Annotated in this window: 20 protein-coding genes; 4 read left to right on the forward strand and 16 right to left on the reverse strand. The window is 49.1% G+C overall.

What is annotated here, in order from left to right; translation table 11 throughout:
- Positions 1 to 61 precede the first annotated feature (61 nt).
- The 6 genes from btuC to lolC all read right to left on the reverse strand — a co-directional run bounded on the left by btuC (position 62) and on the right by lolC (position 6586).
- Complete coding sequence (gene btuC, locus PCO85_12555; GenBank protein ID WJV52087.1) at positions 62 to 1063, reverse strand: vitamin B12 ABC transporter permease BtuC; 1002 nt, start codon at positions 1061 to 1063, stop codon at positions 62 to 64.
- A gap of 590 nt (positions 1064 to 1653) precedes the next feature.
- On the reverse strand, positions 1654 to 2484 hold the full coding sequence (cobB, locus tag PCO85_12560) for an NAD-dependent protein deacylase (protein ID WJV52088.1): 831 nt from the start codon (positions 2482 to 2484) through the stop codon (positions 1654 to 1656).
- A gap of 13 nt (positions 2485 to 2497) precedes the next feature.
- Positions 2498 to 3412 (reverse strand): N-acetylglucosamine kinase, encoded by a 915-nt coding sequence (gene nagK / locus PCO85_12565; protein WJV52089.1) that lies wholly within the window; start codon positions 3410 to 3412, stop codon positions 2498 to 2500.
- Positions 3413 to 3451: 39 nt separating this feature from the next.
- A complete protein-coding gene (gene lolE / locus PCO85_12570) occupies positions 3452 to 4699 on the reverse strand; it encodes a lipoprotein-releasing ABC transporter permease subunit LolE (protein WJV52090.1) in 1248 nt (415 codons plus the stop codon).
- Entirely contained in the window at positions 4696 to 5391 is a 696-nt protein-coding gene (gene lolD, locus PCO85_12575) for a lipoprotein-releasing ABC transporter ATP-binding protein LolD (GenBank protein ID WJV52091.1), read from the reverse strand. The genes lolE and lolD overlap by 4 nt, the downstream gene beginning before the upstream one ends.
- Positions 5384 to 6586 carry a lipoprotein-releasing ABC transporter permease subunit LolC gene (gene lolC / locus PCO85_12580; protein ID WJV52092.1) on the reverse strand — a complete coding sequence of 401 codons (1203 nt, stop codon included), beginning with the start codon at positions 6584 to 6586 and terminating at the stop codon, positions 5384 to 5386. The genes lolD and lolC overlap by 8 nt, the downstream gene beginning before the upstream one ends.
- Positions 6587 to 6723: 137 nt before the next feature.
- On the opposite strand from lolC, the gene mfd reads away from it, so the two are divergent.
- The 3 genes from mfd (at position 6724) to yegD (ending at position 13295) form a co-directional block, all read left to right on the forward strand.
- Complete coding sequence (mfd, locus tag PCO85_12585) at positions 6724 to 10173, forward strand: transcription-repair coupling factor (protein WJV52093.1); 3450 nt, start codon at positions 6724 to 6726, stop codon at positions 10171 to 10173.
- Between the two features lie 92 nt (positions 10174 to 10265).
- Positions 10266 to 11771: an EAL domain-containing protein gene (locus tag PCO85_12590; protein WJV52094.1), complete on the forward strand. Its 1506-nt coding sequence runs from the start codon at positions 10266 to 10268 to the stop codon at positions 11769 to 11771.
- Between the two features lie 168 nt (positions 11772 to 11939).
- Positions 11940 to 13295 (forward strand): molecular chaperone, encoded by a 1356-nt coding sequence (yegD, locus tag PCO85_12595; protein ID WJV52095.1) that lies wholly within the window; start codon positions 11940 to 11942, stop codon positions 13293 to 13295.
- Between the two features lie 129 nt (positions 13296 to 13424).
- Here yegD and PCO85_12600 read toward each other — a convergent pair whose 3' ends face one another.
- The 3 genes from PCO85_12600 to PCO85_12610 form a co-directional block, all read right to left on the reverse strand.
- Entirely contained in the window at positions 13425 to 14234 is an 810-nt protein-coding gene (locus tag PCO85_12600) for an arylamine N-acetyltransferase (GenBank protein ID WJV52096.1), read from the reverse strand.
- Positions 14235 to 14399: 165 nt separating this feature from the next.
- The gene (locus PCO85_12605) at positions 14400 to 16763 is read right to left on the reverse strand and encodes a glycoside hydrolase family 31 protein (GenBank protein ID WJV52097.1); all 2364 of its coding nucleotides are present in this window, start codon (positions 16761 to 16763) and stop codon (positions 14400 to 14402) included.
- A 33-nt stretch (positions 16764 to 16796) separates the two neighbouring features.
- A complete protein-coding gene (locus tag PCO85_12610) occupies positions 16797 to 18098 on the reverse strand; it encodes an MFS transporter (protein WJV52098.1) in 1302 nt (433 codons plus the stop codon).
- 316 nt (positions 18099 to 18414) lie between these two features.
- Between PCO85_12610 and PCO85_12615 the strand changes: the two genes are divergently transcribed.
- Complete coding sequence (locus PCO85_12615) at positions 18415 to 19485, forward strand: LacI family DNA-binding transcriptional regulator (protein WJV52099.1); 1071 nt, start codon at positions 18415 to 18417, stop codon at positions 19483 to 19485.
- A gap of 203 nt (positions 19486 to 19688) precedes the next feature.
- Here PCO85_12615 and PCO85_12620 read toward each other — a convergent pair whose 3' ends face one another.
- From PCO85_12620 to hinT, 7 genes are all read right to left on the reverse strand, one after another.
- Entirely contained in the window at positions 19689 to 20228 is a 540-nt protein-coding gene (locus tag PCO85_12620; protein WJV52100.1) for a glycine zipper 2TM domain-containing protein, read from the reverse strand.
- A 329-nt stretch (positions 20229 to 20557) separates the two neighbouring features.
- Positions 20558 to 21865 (reverse strand): NAD(P)/FAD-dependent oxidoreductase, encoded by a 1308-nt coding sequence (locus tag PCO85_12625; GenBank protein WJV52101.1) that lies wholly within the window; start codon positions 21863 to 21865, stop codon positions 20558 to 20560.
- Between the two features lie 300 nt (positions 21866 to 22165).
- Positions 22166 to 22708: an alpha/beta hydrolase YcfP gene (gene ycfP / locus PCO85_12630; protein ID WJV52102.1), complete on the reverse strand. Its 543-nt coding sequence runs from the start codon at positions 22706 to 22708 to the stop codon at positions 22166 to 22168.
- A gap of 59 nt (positions 22709 to 22767) precedes the next feature.
- Positions 22768 to 23796, reverse strand: coding sequence for a beta-N-acetylhexosaminidase (gene nagZ / locus PCO85_12635; protein ID WJV52103.1), 1029 nt, complete (start codon positions 23794 to 23796; stop codon positions 22768 to 22770).
- A gap of 54 nt (positions 23797 to 23850) precedes the next feature.
- Positions 23851 to 24735, reverse strand: coding sequence for a phosphotransferase (locus PCO85_12640; protein ID WJV52104.1), 885 nt, complete (start codon positions 24733 to 24735; stop codon positions 23851 to 23853).
- Complete coding sequence (gene lpoB, locus PCO85_12645) at positions 24695 to 25270, reverse strand: penicillin-binding protein activator LpoB (protein ID WJV52105.1); 576 nt, start codon at positions 25268 to 25270, stop codon at positions 24695 to 24697. Before lpoB ends, PCO85_12640 begins: the two co-directional genes overlap by 41 nt.
- Before the next feature lie 152 nt (positions 25271 to 25422).
- Positions 25423 to 25773 (reverse strand): purine nucleoside phosphoramidase, encoded by a 351-nt coding sequence (hinT, locus tag PCO85_12650; GenBank protein WJV52106.1) that lies wholly within the window; start codon positions 25771 to 25773, stop codon positions 25423 to 25425.
- Positions 25774 to 25833 lie beyond the last annotated feature (60 nt).

Here is a 25833-nt window from a genome sequence, read left to right on the forward strand (position 1 = left end):
GTGTATTGCTAATACCGGTGTATTATTAAACCAATGTTTCTAACTGACGGGCTGAAAACCATCACGCCTTGTTGCGTAATAACAACCAGATAAACCACGGTGCGCCGAGCGTTGCCGTCACAACCCCAACTGGCAGTTCAGCGGAGATGAGCACAACCCGGGATAGCGTGTCCGACAACATCAGAACACTCCCGCCAGCCAATGCACATCCGGTCAATAAATAACGCTGATCCGTCAGACCACACAAGCGCAAAATATGCGGAATCACCAGACCAATAAACCCAATCACCCCCGCCAACGCGACACTGAGTCCTACCAGGGCACCGATCACCAGAACCATAACATTACGCCAGCGATATACAGACACACCCAGCTGCCTGGCCTGAATCTCTCCCAATGCCAATTGATTCAACACCATACCACGTCTCGCCAGCCAGATGATCGGCGGTACCAGCACCAGCATCAACCAGCCATAACGCCAGTCAATGCCGCTGAACCCGCCCATCATCCAATACATGAGCTGGCGCAAATCCAGGCTGGTACTGAAATAAACCGCCCAGGTCATGATGGCGCTGCAAATGATCCCCAGCGCCACCCCGATCAACAGCAAACGAGCGTTGGATACCCGCTTTCTGGCAAAATTCAGCAACAAAAACGTCACCAGCAGTGCGCCGGCTATCGCACACAGACTAAGCATCCAGACGGGTAACTGACCTTGCCCCAGTAACACAGCTAGCACTAACGCCACGCCAGCACCGTTAGAAACACCCAGCAATCCGGGCTCCGCCAGTGGATTGTCAAAAATGGCCTGCATCACCGTACCGCTCATCGCCAGACTAGCGCCCACGAGCATCACGGCCAGCGTGCGGGGTAACCGCAGTTGCCAGACAAACAATGATTGCCCATCATCAAGCCAGTGCAATGGCCAGATCCACCGGTCACCCGCACACAAACTCACCATCAACACAACCAACATGAACAACAACAGCCCGGCTATCTGCCAGCGAGCACGAATCTGTTGCTGCTGTTTCAGTTGGGTATAACACCTGCCAGCGGAGTGCATAATTTATTATGGCCCTAAAAATTAGGAGTATTACCGTAATCATGCGTATATCTACATATGAATCAAGATAATGGCATGCAACTCATCTATATTGCATCATCAATTAGGCGGAGTTTTTTCCTTTCAGCCCTCAAAATGGCGCTTGTTGTCCTGATTTGATAGCGGATGCAGTAGACATCCTGAAATATCGGCTACCCTTATTGGTATGGGAGAGACTCCATCAGTGGATCTCTTATTCGGGCATGATGACTAAAGTCAGTGAGGCCGCATTATGCTGACATTTCTGATTCAAACTTTCCGCCGCCTGCGGGGAAAAATGCGGCCGAAGCCATCAATAGTAAAGAAAACGCCAGACTGTGGAGAATGTGAATTCTGCTTCTACAATCACGCGGGTAACCTTCCTTTTGACCAGACCTGTGAATGTCGGCAGTTACCTGAGCAACCGGACAAAAGCGAACACTGAGATGTTAAGGCTCGCGATGTTGTTTTCTGTTACTGGACCGGGATATAAACAAGGAACCCGGGTTATCGACAGGCCATCACTGACCAGCATAAAACCTCGGGTTCCATTTTGAGCAGATAGAGATGGCTCAGAATACAATACGCTTACGCCGGCTGAGCCAGGCACCGACAAATTCCGGCACTATCTGACTGGCCGGACCATAAATCTTCTCATCAAACTGACTTTCTACCTGACTGGGTTCCAGATTTATTTCAATGGTATAAGCACCGTGAGAGTGGGCTTCATGCACAAAGCCAGCTGCCGGATAAACATGTCCGGACGTGCCAATAGCAACGAAATAGTCAGCCTTCGCCAACGCGTGATAGATATGGTCCATTTCCAGCGGCATCTCGCCAAACCAGACCACATGCGGGCGTAGTGGTGCTGGAAATTGGCAACAGTGGCAACGCTCCTCGACGGATAAATCACCCGGCCAGTCGAAAACCTGACCACTTTGACTGCAACGCACCTTAAGCAGTTCACCATGCATATGGATCACCCGCTTACTACCAGCGCGTTCATGCAGGTTATCAATATTCTGCGTCACCAACAGGAAGTTATCACCCAGCATGGCTTCCAGATTAGCCAACGCCAGATGAGCCGCATTAGGCATCACCTCCGGCTGTTGTAACTGACGCCGGCGTTCATTATAAAACTCCTGAACCTGTTGCGGATCACGCTGAAAACCTTCCGGTGTCGCCACATCCTCAACCCGGTGGTTCTCCCATAGGCCATCCACTGCGCGAAAAGTGCGGATACCTGACTCAGCAGAGATCCCAGCGCCGGTGAGCACGACAACACGTGGTTTTTTCACATCATTACTCGCCAGATAATCAATATGGAAAATACGGGCACGCAAACGCTGTTGGCGCATACGTTTCCCTTGATGAAAACGGTTTAATCGCTTACGCGCATGCATAAAAGCTCCTTCATTATTCCCCCACTATGTGTAGCAAGGCTGCTCCGCGAACCCCACCGGCATCGCCGTAGCGCGCCTTTTCAATCCGTGGCAAACGTGCTATCGGCATCAGGTGGGAAGGAAGCTGCTCCGGCAATTGCCGGTAAATCTCGTCAAAATTGGATAATCCACCACCCAACACCAGCAAATGTGGATCGAAGATAGTCAATAAGTTACCCAGACAAACAGCCAGTAGACTCATGAAGCGCGCCACATGCGATATCGCCTGGGTCTCACCGTTGCGATAATTCTGGATAATCACCGGAGCTGACAGCGGTTGCCGGTAAAAATGCGCGTATAGCCACTCAAAACCACGGCCAGAGATATAATTCTCTATGCATCCGGTCTGCCCGCAACCGCAGGGCTGACGCGGGATGTCAACGCCAAGAACATCCAGCGCATCACACGGCAGGCGGAAATGACCAAACTCACCCGTGATACCGTTATAACCATTAACTAATCTGCCATTAATTACCAGTCCGCCCCCCATCCCCGTGCCAAGAATAATACCCAGCACCACCGGATAACGCCGGAACGCTTCATCCCAGGCTTCAGAGAGGACAAAACAGTTGGCATCATTACTGATTCTAACATCACGCTGCAGTCGTTGGCTCAAGTCAGCCTGTAACGAGCGCCCCATGGCGGCAGGTAGATTGGCAATAAATAACGCGCCGTTCCCGCCAGCCTGAATACCGGGCACACCAATGCCGACCTTGCCGGGGCTGCCTATCTCAGCATCAGCTTCTTTCGTCAGCGTGATAACCGTCTGCAACAGCTCTTCATAACTGTCTCGTGGGGTTGGCACCCGTCGTTGCCATAGACGTCGTAAATTGGCATCAAACACGCCCATCTCTATTTTAGTGCCACCCATGTCGAAACCGTAATACATTACTGCCTCCTCCAACACGGTTGCCTGCTGCTGCGATGATTATTGTCCGCTTAATACCCGGGCAGGATCAATGCGGCTGGCCCGACGAGCCGGATACCAACTGGCAATCAGACTCAAAAGCAGCGCGGTTACCAGCACACTCACCACATCAGTCATGTGCAGTTCAGACGGCAAGAAGTCAATAAAATAGATATCACCAGATAAAAAACGATGCCCGGTCAATGCTTCAATACCGCGGACAATCGCGGTTAGCCGCAACGTGACGATAACGCCGATAACCGCACCGACAACACTGCCCAGCAATCCCGCCAGCAAACCATACCAGACGAAAATGGCACGAATCAGTCCATCTCCGGCACCCAACGTGCGCAACACCGCGATATCACTACTTTTATCCTTCACGGCCATAATCAACGTTGAAACGATGTTAAAGCAGGCCACACCGATCACCAGCACCATCGCCAGATACATAATAGTGCGGATCATCTGAATATCACGGTACATATAGCCATAGGTACCGATCCAACTGCGAATATAGACGTAGTCATTGGTGGCTTTACCAGCATCCCGCACCAGCTTATCAGCGGCAAACACATCTTTGACCTTAATCGCAATACCAGTAACATTATCCCCCATCTCCAGATACTGTTGCGCATCTGCCAGTGGCACCAGCGCCAGACTGTGATCCAACTGGCCACTCAATTGCAGGATACCACTGACGTGTAAACGAATACGTTTAGGTTGCAGCAGCTTCATCTGTGGATCGCTATTAGGAATCATGACCGTCACCCAATCGCCCGCTTTAACATGTAGCGAATCAGCTACACCTTTACCCAGGATGACCTGCTGTTCACCGGAATGAAACCGTGACCAGGCATTATTCAAGACAAAATTCGGCAACGCACTGAGACGTTTTTCCTGCTGGGGATCAACACCTTTCATCTGAATGGCCCGCAAATTAGCGCCATTTTCCAGCAAGCCGGTAAAATTGATGTAAGGTGCCGCAGCTACAATCCCCGGCACTTGCTCAATTTTCGGCAACAGTGCCTGCCACCCGATAAAAGGTGGGTTAACTGGTTCAATCTCCCCATGAGGCACCACTGCCAGAATACGATTGTTCAATTCGCGCTCAAAGCCATTCATCGCACTCAGCCCCACAATCAGGACGGCGACCCCCAGAGCAATACCGATGGTGGAAATCACCGAAATCAGTGACACCATGCCGCTACGCCGCCTGCCACGACTAAAGCGCAAACCAACCAGCAGGGAGAGCGGAGGAAACGTCATTGTTGCGCTCCCATCAACTGCAACTGACCATCACGCATCTCCAGTTGACGGCTCAGACGACCGGCAAGATGCAAGTCATGGGTCACAACCAGGAATGCCGTCCCCTGACGTACATTCAGTTCACCCAATAACTCAAAAATGGTATCCGCAGTATGCTGATCAAGGTTGCCGGTCGGTTCATCTGCCAGCACTAACGACGGGTTGTTAACCAGTGCACGAGCAATGGCAACCCGCTGGCGTTCCCCCCCGGAAAGCTCGGAAGAACGATGTTGACTCCGTTTTTCCAGACCTACCGCTGCCAACATTTCAAGGGCCTTTTCTTTCGCCTCCCCGGGGGCAACCTTGCCAATTAGTAACGGCATGGCAACATTCTCCAGCGCAGAAAAATCCGGCAACAGGTGATGAAACTGATAAATAAATCCCAATTCCCGGTTACGAAGCCCAGCTTTGGCAGCAGAAGAGAGTTTATCCAGTGCTTTACCCTTGAAAATAACGTCTCCCGAAGTGGGAGAATCCAAGCCTCCCAGCAAATGCAGCAGCGTACTTTTACCAGAACCAGAACTGCCGACAATAGCCATCATTTCTCCGCTGCGCATCTCAAAAGAGACATCGCGCAGCACATCGGTAGACAGTTTTCCATCCTGATAGCGTTTGCACAGGCGGTTACACTGCAATAAAAATGAATTATTCATAACGTAAAGCCTCAGCAGGAGGTACGGCGGCCGCGCGCCAGGAAGGATAAAGCGTGGAAAGCAGCGCAATCAGCATTGAGATCAACGCAATAACCGCCACCTGTTCCGGCATGATCATGACCGGCAGTGCACCACCATCAATCAACAACCCCAACATTGGCATCAATGCATTAAGCTGGCTGGCCAGCAACATGCCTAACAACGCCCCCAATAGTGAGCCAATAATCCCGGCACTACCACCCTGTACCATAAATACCGCCATAATCTGACCTCGGGTCAGCCCCTGCGTTTGCAGGATGGCAACCTCGCCCTGTTTTTCCATCACCAGTAACCCCAGTGAAGTAATGATATTAAAAGCGGCAACGGCGATGATTAGGCTGAGCAACAGTCCCATCATGTTTTTCTCCATTCCTACCGCCTGAAATAATTCGCCCTTACGTTCCCGCCAATCTTTCCACACCGTCCCAGGCGGCAGTGTCTGCCGACTGAGCGTATCGACACTCAATGGTTGCTGAAGCCACAGACGCCAGCCGGTAATATTGCCCAGCGGGTAGCGCATCAGACGTGAAGCATCCTGTTGATTAACCAACAGTTCATAACCGTCTACCTCACTATTGGCGGCGAAGGTACCCGCGACAGTGAACAAACGCTGACTCGGGATACGCCCCATCGGTGTCAGTTGGCTGGCGCTGGTCACCATCAGACGCAGTTGATCGCCTCGCTTCACCCCTAGTTGGCTCGCCAACTTCTCGCCAAGAATCACTTGATAACTCCCTGGCTGTAATTGTTGCTGCCGGGTATTAACCAGATAAGAAGACAACGGGTCCGGCTCATCAGGATTAATACCCAGCATCACGCCGACCGCCACACTGCGGGCACTCTGCAAAACCACTTCACCGGTGGTCAACGGGGCAATACGTTTTATCCCCTTCAGACTGTCAAGCGAGGAAGCAGGTAGTGTTTTCGGGTCAAGTGACCCCAGGGGAGTGGTGATAAGCGCCTGCGGCATCAGCCCCAGGATATTGTTCTCCAGCTCTCGCTCGAATCCGTTCATAACGGATAACACGGTGACTAACGCCATTACCCCCAGCGTGATGCCAATAGCTGACAGCCAGGAAACAAAACGCCCGAAACGATCCGAGGCCCGCCCACGCATGTAGCGCAAGCCAATAAATAAAGCGACAGGTTGATACATGAAATCCGTCTGGATGAGGTTGCTAAAGCAAAGTGATCAAGGATAATAAAGGGTAGCACCGCTTTATGGAACCCTAACTACCTCTCTCTCCGGCTTTTTCTTGACGGATACTGAGGCTGAGACCTGATAATCAGATTATGCCTGAACAATATCGTTATACGTTGCCATGCAAAATGGGTGAGCAACGCCTGCTGGGACAACTGACTGGCGCTGCCTGCGCCGTAGAATGTGCCGAAATCATTGAACGCCATACCGGGTTGGTCGTGCTCATCGCCCCTGATATGCAAAATGCCTTGCGGTTACGGGATGAGGTTCAGCAATTTACCGAACATCCGGTCATCACACTGCCTGACTGGGAAACGCTACCTTACGATAGCTTCTCTCCTCATCAGGAAATTATCTCAAGTCGTTTATCCACGCTGTATCAGTTACCAACATTGAAACGCGGCGTACTGATTCTGCCGATCAACACCCTGATGCAGAAAGTATGCCCGCATTCGTTCCTGCATGGTCATGCGCTGGTCTTGAAACAAGGGCAGCACCTGTCACGGGACAGGTTACGGTCACAACTGGAGCAGGCGGGTTATCGCAGTGTCGACCAAGTGATGGAGCACGGTGAGTTTGCCACCCGGGGAGCCTTGCTGGACTTGTTTCCGATGGGAAGTGAAGAACCCTTCCGCATCGATTTTTTCGACGACGAAATCGATAGTCTGCGTCTGTTTGATATCGATACCCAGCGCACACTGAGTGAAGTCAGCCATATTAACCTGCTGCCCGCACATGAATTTCCGACTGACAAAACAGCAATCGAGCTGTTCCGTAGTCAGTGGCGCGAGCAGTTTGATGTCCGCCGTGATGCCGAACATATCTACCAGCAAGTCAGTAAAAATAGCTGGCCGGCGGGTATTGAATACTGGCAGCCGCTGTTTTTCAACCAGCCTTTACCGTCGTTGTTCAGCTATCTTCCGGATAACTCGCTGATCGTAAACAGTGGCGATATCCAACAAAGTGCGGAGCGTTTCTGGCTGGATATCCAGCAGCGCTTTGAAAACCGCCGCATTGACCCCATGCGTCCATTGTTGTCACCCGACGTATTATGGCTACCGGTTGACGTCCTGTTCGGGGAGTTGAAAAACTGGCCACGCGTACAACTTCGTACCGATACACTGCCACACAAAACCGCTAACGTGAACCTGGGCTACCAGTCTCTGCCCGATCTTGCAGTCCAGCATCAGCTCAAGGCTCCGCTGGATGCGTTACGCCGCTTTGTGGAACAGTTTACCGGTCAGATTATCTTCTCCGTAGAAAGCGAAGGCCGCCGTGAAACCTTGCAGGAACTGCTGTCCCGCATCAAGCTGGCACCCTCTCCTATTACCCGTCTGGAACAGGCTAAAACCAAAGGCCCTTATCTACTGATTGGGGCCAGCGAACACGGCTTTATTGACACGCTACGTCAGCGAGCGCTGATCTGCGAAAGCGATATGCTGGGAGAACGCGTCAGCCGTCGTCGTCAAGATAATCGACGTACCATCAATGCCGATACACTGATCCGTAATCTGGCCGAGTTACGTCCCGGTCAGCCGGTAGTTCATCTGGAGCATGGAGTTGGACGTTATGCTGGTCTGACCACGTTGGAAACGGGTGGCATCAAAGCTGAATATCTGATTCTGAATTACGCCGGAGCGGACAAGCTCTATGTTCCGGTATCCTCCCTGCATCTGATCAGTCGTTATGCTGGCGGTGCCGACGACAGTGCCCCACTGCACAAGCTGGGCGGCGACGCCTGGGTACGCGCCCGACAGAAAGCAGCAGAAAAAGTACGCGATGTCGCGGCCGAGTTGCTGGATATCTATGCACAGCGAGCCGCCAAGAGCGGTTTTGCCTTTAAGCATGATAAACAGCAGTATCAGTTGTTCTGTCAGGGATTTCCGTTTGAAACCACACCCGATCAGGAACAAGCCATCAACGCGGTGTTGAGTGATATGTGCCGTCCGCTGGCGATGGACCGTCTGGTGTGCGGTGATGTGGGATTCGGTAAAACCGAAGTGGCTATGCGTGCCGCGTTTCTGGCCATAGAAAACCATAAACAGGTTGCGGTGCTGGTACCTACGACACTGCTGGCTCAGCAGCACTATGACAATTTCCTCGATCGCTTTGCCAACTGGCCGGTAAAAATCGAGATGCTCTCCCGTTTCCGCAGCCAGCGTGAACAAACCAAGATACTGGAACAGACGCTGGACGGGAAAGTCGACATTCTGATCGGCACCCACAAGTTGTTGCAGAGTGATGTGCACTGGCACGATCTCGGCTTGCTGATCGTAGATGAAGAACACCGCTTTGGTGTCCGACACAAAGAGCGCATTAAAGCTATGCGTGCCGATGTGGATATCCTGACACTGACCGCCACACCAATTCCCCGCACGCTAAACATGGCAATGAGTGGTATGCGTGATCTGTCTATTATCGCCACCCCACCGGCGCGACGTCTGGCGGTGAAAACGTTCGTGCGTGAATATGACAGTCTGGTAGTGAAGGAAGCGATCCTGCGTGAAATTCTGCGTGGTGGTCAGGTGTATTATCTCTATAACGATGTCGAAAATATTGAAAAGGCGGCGCAACGTCTGAATGAACTGGTGCCGGAAGCTCGCATCACCATCGGACATGGTCAGATGCGTGAACGCGATCTGGAACGCGTCATGAACGATTTCCATCATCAGCGTTTCAATGTGCTGGTATGTACTACTATTATTGAAACCGGTATCGACATTCCCAGCGCCAACACCATCATCATCGAGCGGGCCGACCATTTTGGTCTGGCACAATTGCACCAGTTACGCGGACGCGTGGGGCGCTCTCACCATCAAGCATACGCCTATCTGCTGACGCCGAATCCCAAAGCAATGAGTGTCGATGCACACAAACGCCTCGAAGCCATTGCCTCGCTGGAAGATTTGGGCGCCGGTTTTGCGCTGGCCACTCACGATTTGGAAATTCGTGGTGCCGGTGAATTGCTGGGGGAAGATCAAAGCGGCCAGATGGAAAGTGTCGGGTTTTCACTGTATATGGAACTGCTGGAAAGTGCTGTCGAATCGCTCAAAGCAGGCCGCGAACCCTCATTGGAAGATCTCATCAGCAGTCAGACCGATGTGGAACTACGCTTGCCGGCGCTCTTGCCTGATGGCTTCATCCCGGATGTAAATACCCGGCTCTCATTCTATAAGCGTATCGCCAGCGCCAAACAAACAAACGAGCTGGATGATCTAAAAGTCGAGCTAATTGATCGCTTTGGACAACTGCCAGATGCCACCCGCAGCCTGCTGCAGATTGCCGCGCTACGCCAGCAGGCACGTAAACTTGGAATTAAACGAATTGAAAGTAACGAAAAAGGCGGTTTTATCGAATTTAGTCAAAATAACTGTGTTGATCCCACACACCTGATTGGTTTGCTACAACGGGAACCCAAGGTTTATCGGCTGGATGGCCCTGCACGGTTAAAATTTGTCAAGGATTTGACTGACCGCCAGCAACGTCTTGAATTTATCGACAATCTATTGGGAAATATGGCACAACACACTTGTGCAGTATGACGTTTTTCATCAAAACTATCATGGTTTAATTCAAGTCGGCGTTACAAGCGCCGATATAGCAAGACAAGAAGGTTGGTAGAGGCCATGAATAGATGAATAAACTAATTGCTTCTTTAACCTTTTTAACGATGCTAATCATCGGGGTGGGGATTATTTATTATCAGGATTATCAGGCTGATTATAAATTAGCGGCATCTAATGCTGAGGAAGCTGTCAATAATATTGAAAAGGTTATTAATGAAGCGCAACAGACGGCTGAACTCAGCATCCCCTTGCTGAGGCGATCCTGTACCCCCGACGTCATCAGAAAGCTCAATATGATGGCGGCCAGAGAGAGTCATCTGAGAACCGTAAGCCTGATTAAAGACAATGTGGTTTATTGCTCCTCGTTATTTGGTGTAGACCATCGCCCGGCAATGCTGGAACGTTTTTATAAAGGCCAACTGGCGTTATTAGCCGGCAACACAGTTACGCCAAATACCCCCTTGTTGATGTACCTGAAAACCACCCCTAACGGTAGTGTGGGAATAGGCATTCATGTCCCCCCCCTCATCAGCGTACTTAATTTTCTCAGTAAGCGACGGAGCTTGTATATGCAAGCTGGCTATACCTGGATTTCCGTTGACGGTAAAGTGATGCCATTCAATCCGGACAATCATCGTAATTTTGTTATCATCCCGTCCAACCGATATCATTTTGCCGTTTTATTCTCTTCCGCCGATGACTATTCGCTTAACGATTTCTGGCATCAGGAAAAAATGACATTCCTGGTTATTTTGCTGATTTCACTCAGTTCCGGGGTTTTGACTTATAAATACTTAACACAAAACAAATCACCTTATGATGAAATAAAAAGAGCCATTCGAAATCAGGAAATCATTCCTTTCTATCAACCGGTAATAACTACCGAGTCACGCGAAATATATGGTTTTGAGGTACTGGCCAGGTGGAATCATCCCCGAACAGGAATTATATCTCCGGACGTATTTATTCCATTGTGCGAACAAAGTGGTCTGATTATTCCTTTGACGCGGTCACTAATGAACCGTGTCATCCAGGATCTCAGTTTTTATCTGGATAAGCTGCCCGACGGCTTGCACATTGGCATTAATATCAGCGCACAGCATTGTCAATACGATGATTTTATCACCGATTGCCAGAATTTCATGGATGCGCTCGGTGATAAAAAAATTCGGTTGATGGTTGAAATTACCGAACGTGAAAAAATTGATATCACCCCGGAAACTATTTCATTTTTCAAAAAGCTGAGTGCAGCAGGTATTTTGATCGCACTGGATGACTTTGGTACTGGATATTCAAATTTTGACTATCTCAGAAAGCTACAAGTAAATATCATCAAAATTGATAAATCATTTGTCAGTATGATTAATCGAGAAGACCCGCAAGCCAGCGTACTGGTGAACTGCGTCATTGATATGGCACAGAAAATGCGATTAGTAACTATCGCCGAAGGCGTAGAAACTGAATTTCAGGCTGAGTTTCTTTCCAGCAGAAAAATTGATTTTCTACAGGGTTACCTGTTTTCAATACCCATGCCTTTTGCTGAATTGGTAAAAACATGGCTGGATAAACCGTAGATTGAAGACACGCGACAACGATAAACAAGCCTCAGTGAAGATACACCCTAAGTGCAGCCCTCTGACACCTTATTATCAAAACAGATATTTATCAGTCATCCATCTTTACAACTGCCTCTTTAAAGCGGTAAATTCCCGCCCCTTCTCTAATGGCATGGGGATATAACAATGTTTGTGGGTTTTGATTATGGCACGGCAAACTGCTCTGTCGCGGTAATGGACCAGGGTACACCACGGCTACTTCCATTGGAAAACGGTTCACCCTATATGCCGTCGATGCTTTGTGCGCCAATGCGAGAAGCCGTCAGTGAATGGCTATGGCGTCACCATCAGGTGCCTGCCGACGGGGAAAATGCGCAATTATTACAGCGGGCGATCAACCTTAACCGCGAAGAGGATATTCACGTTCACTCCGGTAGTGTTCAGTTTGGCCAAGCCTCACTGTCACACTATATGGACGACCCGCAAGAAGTCTGGTTTGTTAAATCGCCGAAATCCTTTCTTGGCGCCATTGGCTTGAAAGTACAACAGGTGGCTCTGTTTGAAGACCTGGTCTGCGCCATGATGCTGCATATCCGCCTACAGGCTGAGCGACAGCTCGGTGATAACATTAATCGTGCTGTAATTGGTCGTCCGATTAATTTTCAAGGTATCGGCGGCGAAGAATCCAACCAGCAAGCGCAAGGTATTCTGGCGCGGGCCGCACAACGTGCCGGATTTCAGGATGTGGTGTTTCAATTTGAACCGGTCGCAGCCGGGCTGGATTTTGAGGCCACGCTGCACGAAGAGAAACGCGTGCTGGTAGTGGATATCGGCGGCGGTACCACCGATTGCTCAATGCTATTGATGGGACCAAACTGGCACCGGAAACACGAACGTCAGCAGAGTTTGCTCGGGCACAGCGGCTGCCGGGTTGGTGGTAACGATCTGGATATTATGCTGGCTTTCAAACAACTTTGCCCGTTGCTCGGGATGAATGGCAGCACGGAAAAAGGGACAGCATTGCCGATTCTGCCTTGGTGGAATGCCGTTGCCATTAATGATGTACCGGCACAAAGCGAATTTTACAGTGCGGCATGTGGGAAGCTTCTGCGCGACCTGATTCGTGACGCCCACGAACCTGAGCAGGTAAAACGATTATTGACCGTCTGGCAACAAAAGCTGAGTTATCGGTTGGTACGTGTGGCTGAAGAGCACAAGATTGCGCTTTCGGCGAGTGAAACCACACTGGCTGATTTGCCCTTCATTGCACCCGATCTGACAACCCGGATCTCCACTAGTCAGTTGAAAGAGGCAATTGTCCAGCCGCTGGAACATATCAAGCAGCAGATTGCGCTGGTGCAGAAAGACGGACAGACTCGACCGGATGTCATTTATCTGACAGGCGGCAGCGCCCGCTCACCGCTGTTGCGCGACGCCGTACAGCAGTGTCTGCCCGGCATCCCGATTGCCAGTGGCGATGATTTCGGTTCTGTCACCGCAGGCCTGGCCCGCTGGGCGGAAATTGTGTTCCGGGAAGCATAAATCAAACTAGCTGGCTAATGCCAATAGCAGCTACAGCTTCTGCCATTCTCTCTCAGGCGTTCAGACTATGGGGTCTGAACGCCTTATATCGTGAACTGAGTTTTTTGCTAATTGTGGATTTGAATTATTTCATAATGGAGAAGCTAACGAGTCAAACCAGTGTTGAACGTTATAATCTTCCGGCAAACAGATTCCGAGATGGTGGCTTAAGCACTCAATATAACGGCTACAATCCGTAATGACGTTTTCAGTTCTGTTGCCCTGCCGCGTAATAATTAATTGATTATCCGACAACGTTATTCGACCATCTTCCGTTACCCGACTACAAATCGATTTTTTCGTAAACAACGATTGAGAGGATGTTTGATGATAATCGGCCATAACCGCGAAATCATCCAACTGCCAGGGATGTAAATCAAAAATATACAACGGTGCCCAGTCGACATGCGGTTTCTTTTGTAACAACTGATAGCCATCATCAAAAGGAATAATTTTATAGCTCGCGGCATCTTCATGAGAAACCGTTCCATCCAGTAAAAGCGGAATACAAAATGAATCACCAAAACTCACATCAGCGATGAGCGTCTGGTTATCCAGATCAACCAGTAAAAGCAGATGGTCAAAATAAGCGCCATATCCTTCAACATTAAATACCCGGCCAGATAGCAACTGCGTAGTAAAACCCAGGGTTTTTAATAACAGGTAGAAGCCATAATTTAGTTCATAACAGAAACCACCGCGTCCATTTTCAATAACTTTTTTATAAATAGCGGATTGACTCAGTGTTATCTTTCTTTTAAAAACCACATCCAGATTTTCAAACGGGATATTTCTGAGATGAGCGATATGCAGAGTTCGTAATAACAATAACGGTTCTGAAGGCAGTGAATCAACGCCAATTCTCTGGAGATAACAATGTAATTGTGTGCTATCCAGCATTTTTCATCCTCGATAAGCCGGTTAATCTCACTCATTATCTCAGATAATAACGCCGACGATCATATTGATAAACCTGCAACTTTCTATTTTACGACTGCAATTGGAATAAGAAACGCGTTGACCTATGCTAGCGTAACGCGTTCCTCTACAACAATGGACTATTACTCAGAGAGAATAACAATCGGTTTTACGCGAGTTAATGTACAGTTGCCGTTTTTCTCCCGGTGGCAATTGCAGTGTAATGTGCTGCCAAGCCGGATGGAAATTGCCCTTCGGGGTGAAACAAACATCAATACGCTGGCTATCACACGTCATTTCCCAGTACAGCCATAATGCATCTCCCTGCCGCCAACGATGGGTTTCTCCATCATCTTCAAACAACACGCCACGCTGTTGCCCTGCAGCAAGTGGTGGGAATACCAAAAACGCTCGCTGGTCATCATCGGCCTGGCAAACAAAGCGCGTCCGTGCAGCAACCGGAATCATAGCCCCGGCCCTTACCATCAACGGTAAACGTTCCAATGGCGCATCCAGTGTTATCGCTTGTCCCCCGCTGTACCATTGACCACTATAAAATTCATACCAGCCGGTCTCATTATCCGGCAGATAGACCTGACGTTGTCGTTGTCCCGGTTCTACCACACTGGCAACCAGCAGATCCCGTCCCAACATGAAGTCATCGGTTTCGACAAACGTCTGTAAATCATGCTCATGATCGAGAAAGGTCGCGCGCAGCATAGGTTCATCTTCGGCGCTGGCCAGCCACAACAACGTATAAAAGTATGGTAACAACCGGTAGCGCAGCATGATGGCATCACGAATGATTGGTGTTACCGCCGGATACATCCACGGCTCATTGACCGTACCATCGTCATGCCACGAATGAATGGTAAAGCGTGGATGCATAATCCCGTTTTGTACCCAACGCACAAACAGTTCCGCATCCGGTTGATGCCCGGAGAATCCCCCAACGTCATGGCCGATGTTATATAACCCCGACAGGCTCATTCCAATTCCCATACGGGTGTTATAACGCAGCGTCTGCCAACTGGTACGATTATCGCCACTCCAGGTCTGGACATAACGTTGCATTCCCGCACAACCAGAGCGAGAAATCAGATAAGGACGTAACTGTGGGGAAAACCGTTGCTGAGCTTCCAGTGAGGCCCGCATCATCAGTAATGGCATAACAGGTCGGATATGTTTGATGGCAATTTCTTCACCAAACCCGTGACAACGAGCCTCTTTGTCCCAGACTTCAAATTCATTATTGTCATTCCAGGTCGAATCTATGCCATTTTCCAACAATTGGAGCGTGATGTTCTCTTGCCACCATGCCACCGTCGCCGGATTGGTGAAGTCGAGATGGGAACCTTCATCATCCCAGAAACTGGAACGCTCGGGAGCGTCACAATCGGCATCACGGATGAACAAGCCTTGTGAGGCGACCTCCTGATACCGTGGATGATCCTGTAACAGGCAAGGTTTGATATTAGCGGCAAGTTTGATGCCCGCATCATGAAAGGCTTGCGACATAATCTGCGGGCTCGGCACTTTGTCCCGATTCCAGTGAAAAACATAGCGCTTGCTACCGATCGAAGTATATCCGGAAGAGAGTTGAAACGAATCACAGGGAATATCGTGTTGTTGACACAACGCGATAAACTTCATTAGCTGCTGCTGAGCATCAGGCGCATCGGTATAGTGCATAGTTGAGCCACTGTATCCCAGACTCCATTTAGGTCCGAACAGGGTTTTCCCGGTCAACCGGACAAATGCTTTAGTCACCGCCAGAATTTGGGGGCCGAGAAACAGATAGTAATCCAGATCGCCGGCTTGTGCCTGATAGCGTCGGTATGGCTGATGGTAATTGTCGATTTCATTGCCCAAATCGAGCCATGTCGTGCTGAGGTTGTCATAAAAAACACCAAAACTGACGTTTCTACGGTGAGTAATGGTAAAGGGAAGATGTTTATAGAGCGGATCCGTCGTTGCCGCGTTATACCCCATTGCATCCAGATTACGGAATTCAAACCGACGGCCCGTCCGATTGAGATCGCCGCTTTTCTCTCCCAAACCGTAGTAATGATCTTCAGGGAAACGGCGTTGATAATGCTCAACGCCATCACCATGTTGATTCAGCAGATACGCGCCGGTCGGCCGATCGGCGGCTAATGGCTGCCATTTGCCCTGCGAATCGCAATATTCCCACTCCAGCCCCAAAGGCTGATGAATCGTTATTCGCAGGCGATCAGTACTGAGTTGTAACTCACCATCCTGTTGTCGCAGGGAGAACCCTGGCAGACTAAATCCATCCGTACTTTCACGCGACCGCCCCTGCCACGGCACATCCTGCTGCGGTGCAATACTCCAGGTACGGTTCAGGTGTAACTTTCCATCCTGTTTAATTAATACCCGACATAGGCCAGGTTCAAGAACATAAAGTTGGAAAATATGCCTATCATCAACCAGTAACTCAATCCGATCAGCGGTTTGCTGATGGAATACCCAGTTTTTTAGTGTTTTCATGCGTAACTCTTTTTCATTATGGCGATAGCAGATTTAATGTACTCGTGAGCGACGCTCAGCGATAAATGCAATCAGGAACACTGCACCAAACAGATCGAAAAAGCCCATGGCGATAAACAACGGGTTAAAACCAATCTTGTCCGCAGTCACACCGATCAACAGTGAGAATAGAAAGCTGGCAATCCAGGCGAAAGATCCGCGCATACCGTTGACAGTGGCCATCTGCCCTTTGTCAAACGATTCCACCACCAGCGCACTGAGCATGCACGAGATCACCTGATGACCAAATCCACCAATCGAAATCAACATGATAGCGACGTAAGGGTCTTTAGTTATGCTGACCAACGCCAACGATATCATCAGAAAGGCACCGGTTACTGAGCTGGCGACGACGGAGTTAATCCGGGAACAACCAAACAACCGAGCATATAACCGGGTCAGATAACCACTGATTACACTACCAAAATCAGCCGCCAGAAAAGGCAGCCAGGCAAACATGGCAATATGCTTCAAATCCATTCCCTGGTCTTTGGCCAGATACAGCGGAACCCAGAAACTCAGTACGGCCCACGCCGGCTCCGCCATGAATGCCGGAATAGCGATACCATAAAAACGCTTATTCTTTGCCACCGTCGCCAACGCAGTGAAAAACGGCTGCCTGACCGGAGCCGGTTCATTATCCTGCTTGATAATTGCCAGCTCTTCACGACTCAAATTGGGATGCGTTTCCGGGCTATGGTAAAACACCCCCCAGAGTACCACCCACACCATTGCCAGCAGACCGGAAAACAAAAATGCACCTTGCCAGCCAAAAGACACGTGAGCCAGAACAATAATCGGCGGTGCCAACATCGCACCAATGGAAAACCCGACCCCGGCCCAACCGGCCGCAATTGGGCGCTCTTTTTTGGGGAACCATTCACCAATGGTTTTGGCATTGGCCGGAGTAGCGGCCGCCTCCGCTCCGCCCATAAAGAAACGCAGAACAGCAAGCTGTAACCAGCCACTGACGCCTGCGTGTAACAGGCTCATCATTGCCCAGATAATGGCGCAGACCATAAAGCCCACTTTCAGGCCAATCACATCTATCAACCAACCGCATAATGGCTGGAAAATGGTATAGGCCAGTTGGAAAGCGCCGACAATCCATGAATATTGTTCAGTACTGATATTGAGGCTGGTTTTCAGTTCCGGGGCCAGAATACCCAGGGAGTTGCGAGTAATGTAGTTTACCGTTACACCAAGCAGGAACAGGACAAGCATCCACCAGCGCAAATTTTTCAATTTACGTTTTTCTTTTATTACTGATGAAGACTGATTAATGTCGAGACTCATGATGATCTCCTTGTAGGACCGCACTGACTGACAGTGTTCTGCTATATGCCAAACCCGCCAATCATCGAGCTGTGCAGAGTTATATGTTTATCTTTTTGTTTTTTAAACATTTTATGGTTAATGAACCCAGTGATAAGCACTGAGTTGATTTGTCTGAGTCAAGATAGAAGAATTGAAAACCTGGGAATACCCGAATTTTTGCAATTATTTTCATGTTATGTTCAGAGAAGCATCTTTCCGACAGAAAGCACACGTATGAAAGCCACTTATCTGTCATGAAAATTTTTTCATTTGATAAATGTAGTGAGATCACAAAATGAAAAGAAACCTGAAAATACGCGAAATCGCGGCACAAACGGGGTTTTCGATCAGTACAGTCTCTCGTGTGTTGTCGGGAAAAACCAATACCAGCAACACTGCCAGAGAACGCATACTCCATTCAGCCCGACAGCAGGGCGTATTGGATGATTTGGTCGTGGGGCGTTTATTACTGAAGAGTTTGATGATTTTCGCGCCATCCCGGGCATTCAATGTACGGTCTGACATTTTTTATCACAACGTTATTCAAAGCATCATCGAGGCGCTGTCATTACATGATGTGCGCCTGCGATATTGTGGTCTGGAAGAGAACGATTGTGATGTGGCGCTGTTTCTGGAAAAAATGCGTGATCCTGAAACAGAAGCCGCCATGTTGGTGGGTATTGATGATCCCTATGTTCATGCACTGGCAACCGACCTGGGTAAACCCTGCATTCTGATCAACTGTATTGATCGCAAAATGAAGCTACCGGGTGTTTCGCCAGCACATCAATTGATTGGCGAATTCTCAGCTAACTACTTATTTGAACAAGGGCACCGCGAGATACTTACTCTTTTATGTCTGCGGCGTTACACCATGGAGCTTCGTCTGGCAGGTATCCGTGATGCCTACCAAAGCCATAATTTATCCTTTGACGAAGCGCGATGTCTCTTGACTACTCAAGGATTTAGCACGACAGAGGCAGAACAGAAAGTCACTGAATTTTTAGCCGCTTGTTCGCCAGAACAGATGCCGACAGTCATATTGGTCGGCGGTGATTTTATGGCGGCAGGTGTAATAAATGCATTGCATAAAGCCCATTTACGCGTACCACAGCAGGTTTCTGTCATGAGTATGGATAGCGCTAATCTGGCAGCAATTCATGATATTCCCCTGACGTCGGTGCAGGTACCACGAGACGAGTTGGGTAAAGAAGCCGTCAGATTACTACAACTCCAGCTTATGCAGCCGGACAGAGTAATGGGTAATCTGCTATTGAATGGCACGCTGGTGATCCGTGATTCGGTTAAACGCATTCGCCCGAGTAAAATACATGCCCCGGTACAGGCAGATAATCTTTATGACTGAATAGCCATATCCAGCGGGAAAAAGCATTGGCTATATAATATTAGCCAACACCTTAATACTGTTCACTTAGACCTGTGTTAAGGAGAGGGACCACGTTGGGTTCCCAGAGAGATACCTAACGTGGTGTTTTTCTATGTAGCCGGGTTTCATAACCGACAATCATTACGGTAAAAACGCCGTTTTTGTTTATCTGATACTCAAATTTAAACCTGCGGATTAAGCACTAACTGGCCATTTCGGTCCAGTGGGATTTGGGTGCCAGGATCGTGATCCATTCGGACTTTGCCTTGCCGATCACCAATTTTATAGGTCACGTCATAGCCCAGCATTTTCTGCGATTTATCATAGACCGTATTACAACGCTGTTGGGAGGTCACATAGGTATCACTATTCTGCATTTTCCCCTGAACTTGATTCCCGGCATAACCACCAGCCAGCGCACCAGCAACTGTTGCCACATCCTGACCACGACCACCACCGAACTGATGTCCAAGTACACCGCCCGCGACTGCCCCCAGTAACGAACCGGCAAGACGATTTTCATCCTGCACCGGTTGACGATGTGTGACCGTCACATTACGGCACTCCTTACGTGGCGTTTTCACCGTTTCTTTAATTGGAATCGCTGTCAACACTTGCGCAAACTGAGGTTTGGACGAAAAGACATCCAAACTGGCAGCTGCAGCCAGCCCCAATGCCGCAACCATCCCGATACTTATACCCGCTAACATTGATTTGTTCACAGGAAACCTCCTGACTCTATGACTATACATTGTTCATCATCTTCCCCGACATGCATTACACGGCAGCGCAGAGATTACATCTACAGAACCATCTTTCAGGGATAGAGACATATACACCGCCGCCGCCAGTAAACATGCGAGAGTTTGCACAATGTCTTTCTCGCTCACAATAGGATTTGTTAACTAAAAATAGCAGATTGGTGACAATAAAAACCCAATTGGGAATTTTCTTAACGAGAGTGCGCAAAAAGACGGGATATTCTGCTGCTCAGAGTAGAGTATCAATAATGTAGCTGGCCTGCCGAATGCAGACCAGAAGGGACAAACGATCAATGCAGCTTCAGACGCGGACGGATCACTCGGTTGATACCACCTACCAGCATCATCAATCCCGTTTTAATATATCCATGTAGTGCTATCTGATGCATACGATACAAGGAAATATAAACGATACGGGCGATTCGACCTTCAATCATCACCGATCCTCGCATCAGGTTGCCCATCAGACTGCCAACCGTGCTGAATTTAGACAGCGAAACCAGTGAGCCATGATCCTTGTATATATAAGGTTTCAGTGGCTGACCATTCAGTAGCGCAAGAATATTGCTATAGCAGCGTGACGCCATCTGGTGCGCGGCCTGAGCACGCGGTGGCACAACACCTCCTGTTGGCTGCGGACAGGAAGCGCAGTCACCAAGGGCAAAAATATCAGGATCACGGGTTGCCTGTAACGTTGCCCCAACCACCAACTGGTTGATACGGTTGGTTTCCAAACCCGCAATGTCCTTTATCGCGTCTGGTGCTTTAATACCCGCTGCCCAAACCATCAGATCGGCATTGATAAATTCACCATCCCGGGTATTCAATCCGTCCGATTGCACACTGGTCACCATGGTTTTAGTCAATACCCGAACACCAATATTGGTTAACTCCTGATGAGCGGCGGCAGAGATTCGTGCTGGCAGCGCCGGCAGAATACGTTCGCCCGCTTCTACCAGCGTCACGTTCAGTGCTTGATTATCTAATCCGTCAAACCCGTAACTATGCAGTTGCTTAACCGCATTGTGCAGTTCAGCGGACAGCTCAACCCCTGTGGCACCGCCACCAACAATAGCGATATTTACCCGATCTTTCTTACCATGGTGGGCAGTAAATTTCAGGAACAGATTCAGCATTTCATTGTGAAAACGATGTGCTTGCCTGGGGTTATCCAGGAAGATGCAATGATCTTTAACGCCAGGAGTACCGAAATCATTCGACACGCTACCCAGCGCCATTACCAGAATGTCATATGGTAAGGTACGCTCCACAACCAGAAGTTCGCTCTGTTCGTTACGGATTTCCGCCAGTTGAACCACTTTTTTTTCACGATCTATGTCCGTCAACGTACCCAACTGGAATCGGAAATGATGATGGCGGGCATGCGCCAGATAGCTCAACGCATCCATATTATCATCCAGTGAACCGGTGGCGACTTCATGCAATAACGGCTTCCAGAGATGGCTATGGTTGCGATCAATCAACGTAATTTCAGCGCTACCCTTGCGCCCTAGTTTTTGACCCAAACTGGTTGCCAGTTCCAGTCCGCCCGCGCCGCCACCGACAATCACGATTTTTTTGATTGGCATTGATGTCAAAATAACCCCCTGAGAAAATCATGAACCAATAGTTAATAATAAGTTAAATGTATAATAACCTTATATTACATGGTGTTATGTTTAAATTGAACCAAGTGATTTCCATCAGAATAACATGTGTGGTTATTTGGTCATACCAAAATTGATATATATCAATTTATTTTAGTTACATAGATCGCGGAACCACTATTTTAAATGGCAATTCAATAAGTTAGTGTGGATTTATTCATTTAGAAAGGTGCATCAGGCCCGTATCATGCTGAGCCTGATGAGGTAAAGAAAAAAGAAATTTGAAAGGAATTATCCCAGCGTTTTAAACGCTTTCATTCTCTGCAAATGCGGTGAGATATTCTTGAATTTATGGGTTTCAGTTTCATCCCAAATAATTTCATAGTAGTTATCCAGCACTTGGGCAGTATGTTGGCTATCAAGAACTTCATCCTGACGGGATAACATTACCAGACAACGATCACGATTTTTTTCACGAAAGTTATCCACGCATTTGGTGGCTATATCCACATACTCTTCGGGACGATCAATTTTCCCTAGCATGTTTTCCTGTGGAAACAGATTAGGATTGAAGATAGCCTGTCGAATATCACACAGAAAACCAATACGCTCTGCCCAAAATCCCCCCAGCCCGACACCACAGATAAGTGGACGATCATCAGCACTAAACTGCAACAGTTTGTCCACTTCTTTCAGTAGGTGTTGCATATCATGACGGGGGTGTAATGTGCTGTAGCTAACCAGACGAACATCGTCGTCAATGAACTGCAACTGCAGTACTTTTTCATGGTTACCGGGACTGCTTGAATCAAAACCGTGTAAGTAGATAATCATCTGTATCCTCACCACTGCATTTACTGACACACCAGGTTATCACCTAATAGAATAGGTGTTTATAGCTTATCCGTCTTGTACGTCTGCCACTGTTCATTCAACGCAATCAACGCTTGATTGGCCTGTTTCCAACGCGGTGAGTCTAGCAATTGCTGACGGGTAAAGGTTCCCCGATGATAAAGATTGCTTATTCCCGCTGCCATAACCGGAGACAAATTATCCAGTACACTGACGGCGCCCTTACGTTGGTTACACACCAGAATCATATCACACCCGGCATCCAGAGCCGCCTGCGCACGCTCCGTATAACTTCCCAACACAGCCGCACCTTCCATTGAGAGATCATCAGAAAATATGACGCCGCCAAAACCCAGCTCCTGGCGAAGTACCTGTTTTAACCAGTAAGGAGAACCACTGGCAGGATGCGGATCAGCATGAGTATAAATGACATGGGCAGGCATGACGGCATCTAACTGCTGACGTGAAATCAACTCACGAAACATCCACATATCGCGCGTACGAATTTGATCTAGCGGGCGGTCATCTCGAGGGGTTTCCTTATGCGAATCAGCAATAACAGCACCATGTCCGGGAAAATGCTTACCCGTAACTTTCATTCCCGCGCGGTGCATACCATCAATAAATCGCCCCGCCACGGCCAATGCAATTTCCGGTTGGTCATGGAATGAACGCTCGCCAATCGCGGTACACTGATGACCCACGTCCAATACCGGGGCAAAACTGATATCAATATCCATTGACACCAGTTCCGCCGCCATCAGCCACCCTGCCTCTTCCGCCAACTGCTGGGCACGGGGCAGATCGTTGAGTGCCGCAAATGCCTGTGCTGCTGGCAACGTGGTGAAACCTTCACGAAACCGTTGCACCCTGCCACCTTCCTGATCCACCGCTATCACCCGCCGCTCCCCAGAAACCTGGCGGATTTGCCTCACCAGTTCTCGCAACTGTACGACATCATGAAAATTGCGGCTGAATAGAATCACGCCACCGACCAACGGATGTTGTAAAACTTCACGATCTTCAGCATCCAGCTCATAGCTGGCAACATCTAACATTAACGGCCCCACAAAAACCCCTTTATTTATCCGCTCGGTATGGTATAGGTCACGGCTCCTGCCGTTTCAAGGTGTTATTCCCAATCTCAGCCGCATCGCGTCAGCAGCCTGCAAAAATGATTTCTGGTGTGTTTGCTGCCAGCGCACTTCGTACCACATCAATATCATGAAGTCGACCCAGGGTAACCACTGGTAAACCCGATGCCCGAGCACATCAGGGCATAATCCCGGCCACTGATGACAATACGCGTCCAGAAAACGTTGTTGTGATGCCTCGTTCAGATCATTGGCGCGAAATAGCCCAGCCACTTCCAGCGCAATATCACCATCAGCGGCATACTCCCAGTCAATAAACCACCACTGATCCTGTTTTTGCAGCAGATTGCCAGCATGTATATCGAGATGCAGAGGTGCGAAGATACCACCTTCAGGAAGGCGACGATGTTGAAACATCTGATGTCGTTTTAATAATGTCGGCGAACGACGACCAGGGTCCATCAACTGCCAGTGGCGGACAAACCGTGTTTTCAGATCAAGCGGAAAACCATAGCCAGCTTGCTGATGCAAACGCGCCAGACTGACAGCCAGACTGCCATCATTGACTGCATCAATGAATGTCTCCTGTGTGGCGATATGGCCGGATAACCACTCAATAATCAGCCATCCTTGCTGCCAACATAGCGGTCGGGGCGACAATCCATGCGCCGCCATCTGACGCAATATCACAAACTCACGCTGGCGATCAGTACCAATCTGTAATCCCGCCAATAACTGGGGACGTGCCAGCCAATCACCTTGCGACGTGCAAATCCGCCAGTTTTCCGAACTCAGCCCGCTGATCGGCACCAAATGAAAACCGGTGGCTACCACCGTCGGGATAACCTGACGGATGAGTGCCACCAACTCATTTTTACTGGCGTACCGAGCCACTGCCGGACCAGACGATTTCACCGGTTCGTACCAGCATCAGTTGCATATCCAGATTGGGCGAATTCACATCACCACTGACATCGCTGTACAGTGCATATTGTGCGCCGATGTAACGCGCCAGACCAATGGCTTTGGTCCGTGATCCCAGGCTATCCTCCGCAGAAATTCCCAATGTTTGTCGGGCAACGGCTAATTGTTCCCGTGACACCACCGTAAACACCGTGTTAGCTGCCAGTGCATGATAGAGAGACGTGGTGGCGTTGACTGTTTGCAGCGCACCGTTGGTGTTATTTTTCATGTTATCCACCAACAGAATACTGCCCTTGTTGATGCCGCTCGTCTTGAGCATCTGATCAATCAATGGTGTTATGCTCGCGTCCCAGTCAAATGTCAGAAGTTTAGGCGGTACAGGTAGGGGCTCACTTTGTGGCGGCAATGCTGGTTTTTCCGGTTGTACCGGCTCAATGCTGGCAGGCGGTTGTCCAGACTCGGGTGGACGGCTGGAACACCCAGCCAGTACCAGCGCCAACAGCAATAGTCCTAGATATTTTTTCATATTTATCCTCGTAACATGCCTACCGAAAGCGCTGAAAACGTGCCTGTCTCACATTTCAGCTACTGTGCATTGAAAAATATTCTGCATGTTGTCAGAAAAATGACACCGTCACCGGACAGGGTATCAATGGATCTGCACATGACAGGCATAAATTAAATAGCCAGCAAAGGCCCCAGCGCACATCCGCCAAGAAGGTGCATATGTACGTGATAAACTTCCTGTCCGCCATGACGATTACAATTAATAATCAAGCGGTAACCATCATCAGCAATCCCTTCCTGCTGCGCAATTTTTCCGGCAACCGTAATCATGCGACCTAAAGCGGCTTCATGCTCGGCGGTGGTGTCATTAACGGTTGGAATCAACACATTCGGAACAATCAGAATATGGGTAGGTGTTCGTGGTGCGATGTCACGGAAAGCCGTGACCAATTCATCCTGGTAGACCACATCGGCAGGAATCTCCCGGCGGATAATTTTACTAAAAATAGTTTCTTCAGCCATGATATATATCCTTTAAAAATCGACACTGGTTAGCAGTGTGCTGGCAGTATGCGTGTTGAA

This window comes from Prodigiosinella aquatilis (assembly GCA_030388725.1).
Taxonomy (GTDB): Bacteria; Pseudomonadota; Gammaproteobacteria; order Enterobacterales; family Enterobacteriaceae; genus Prodigiosinella; species Prodigiosinella aquatilis.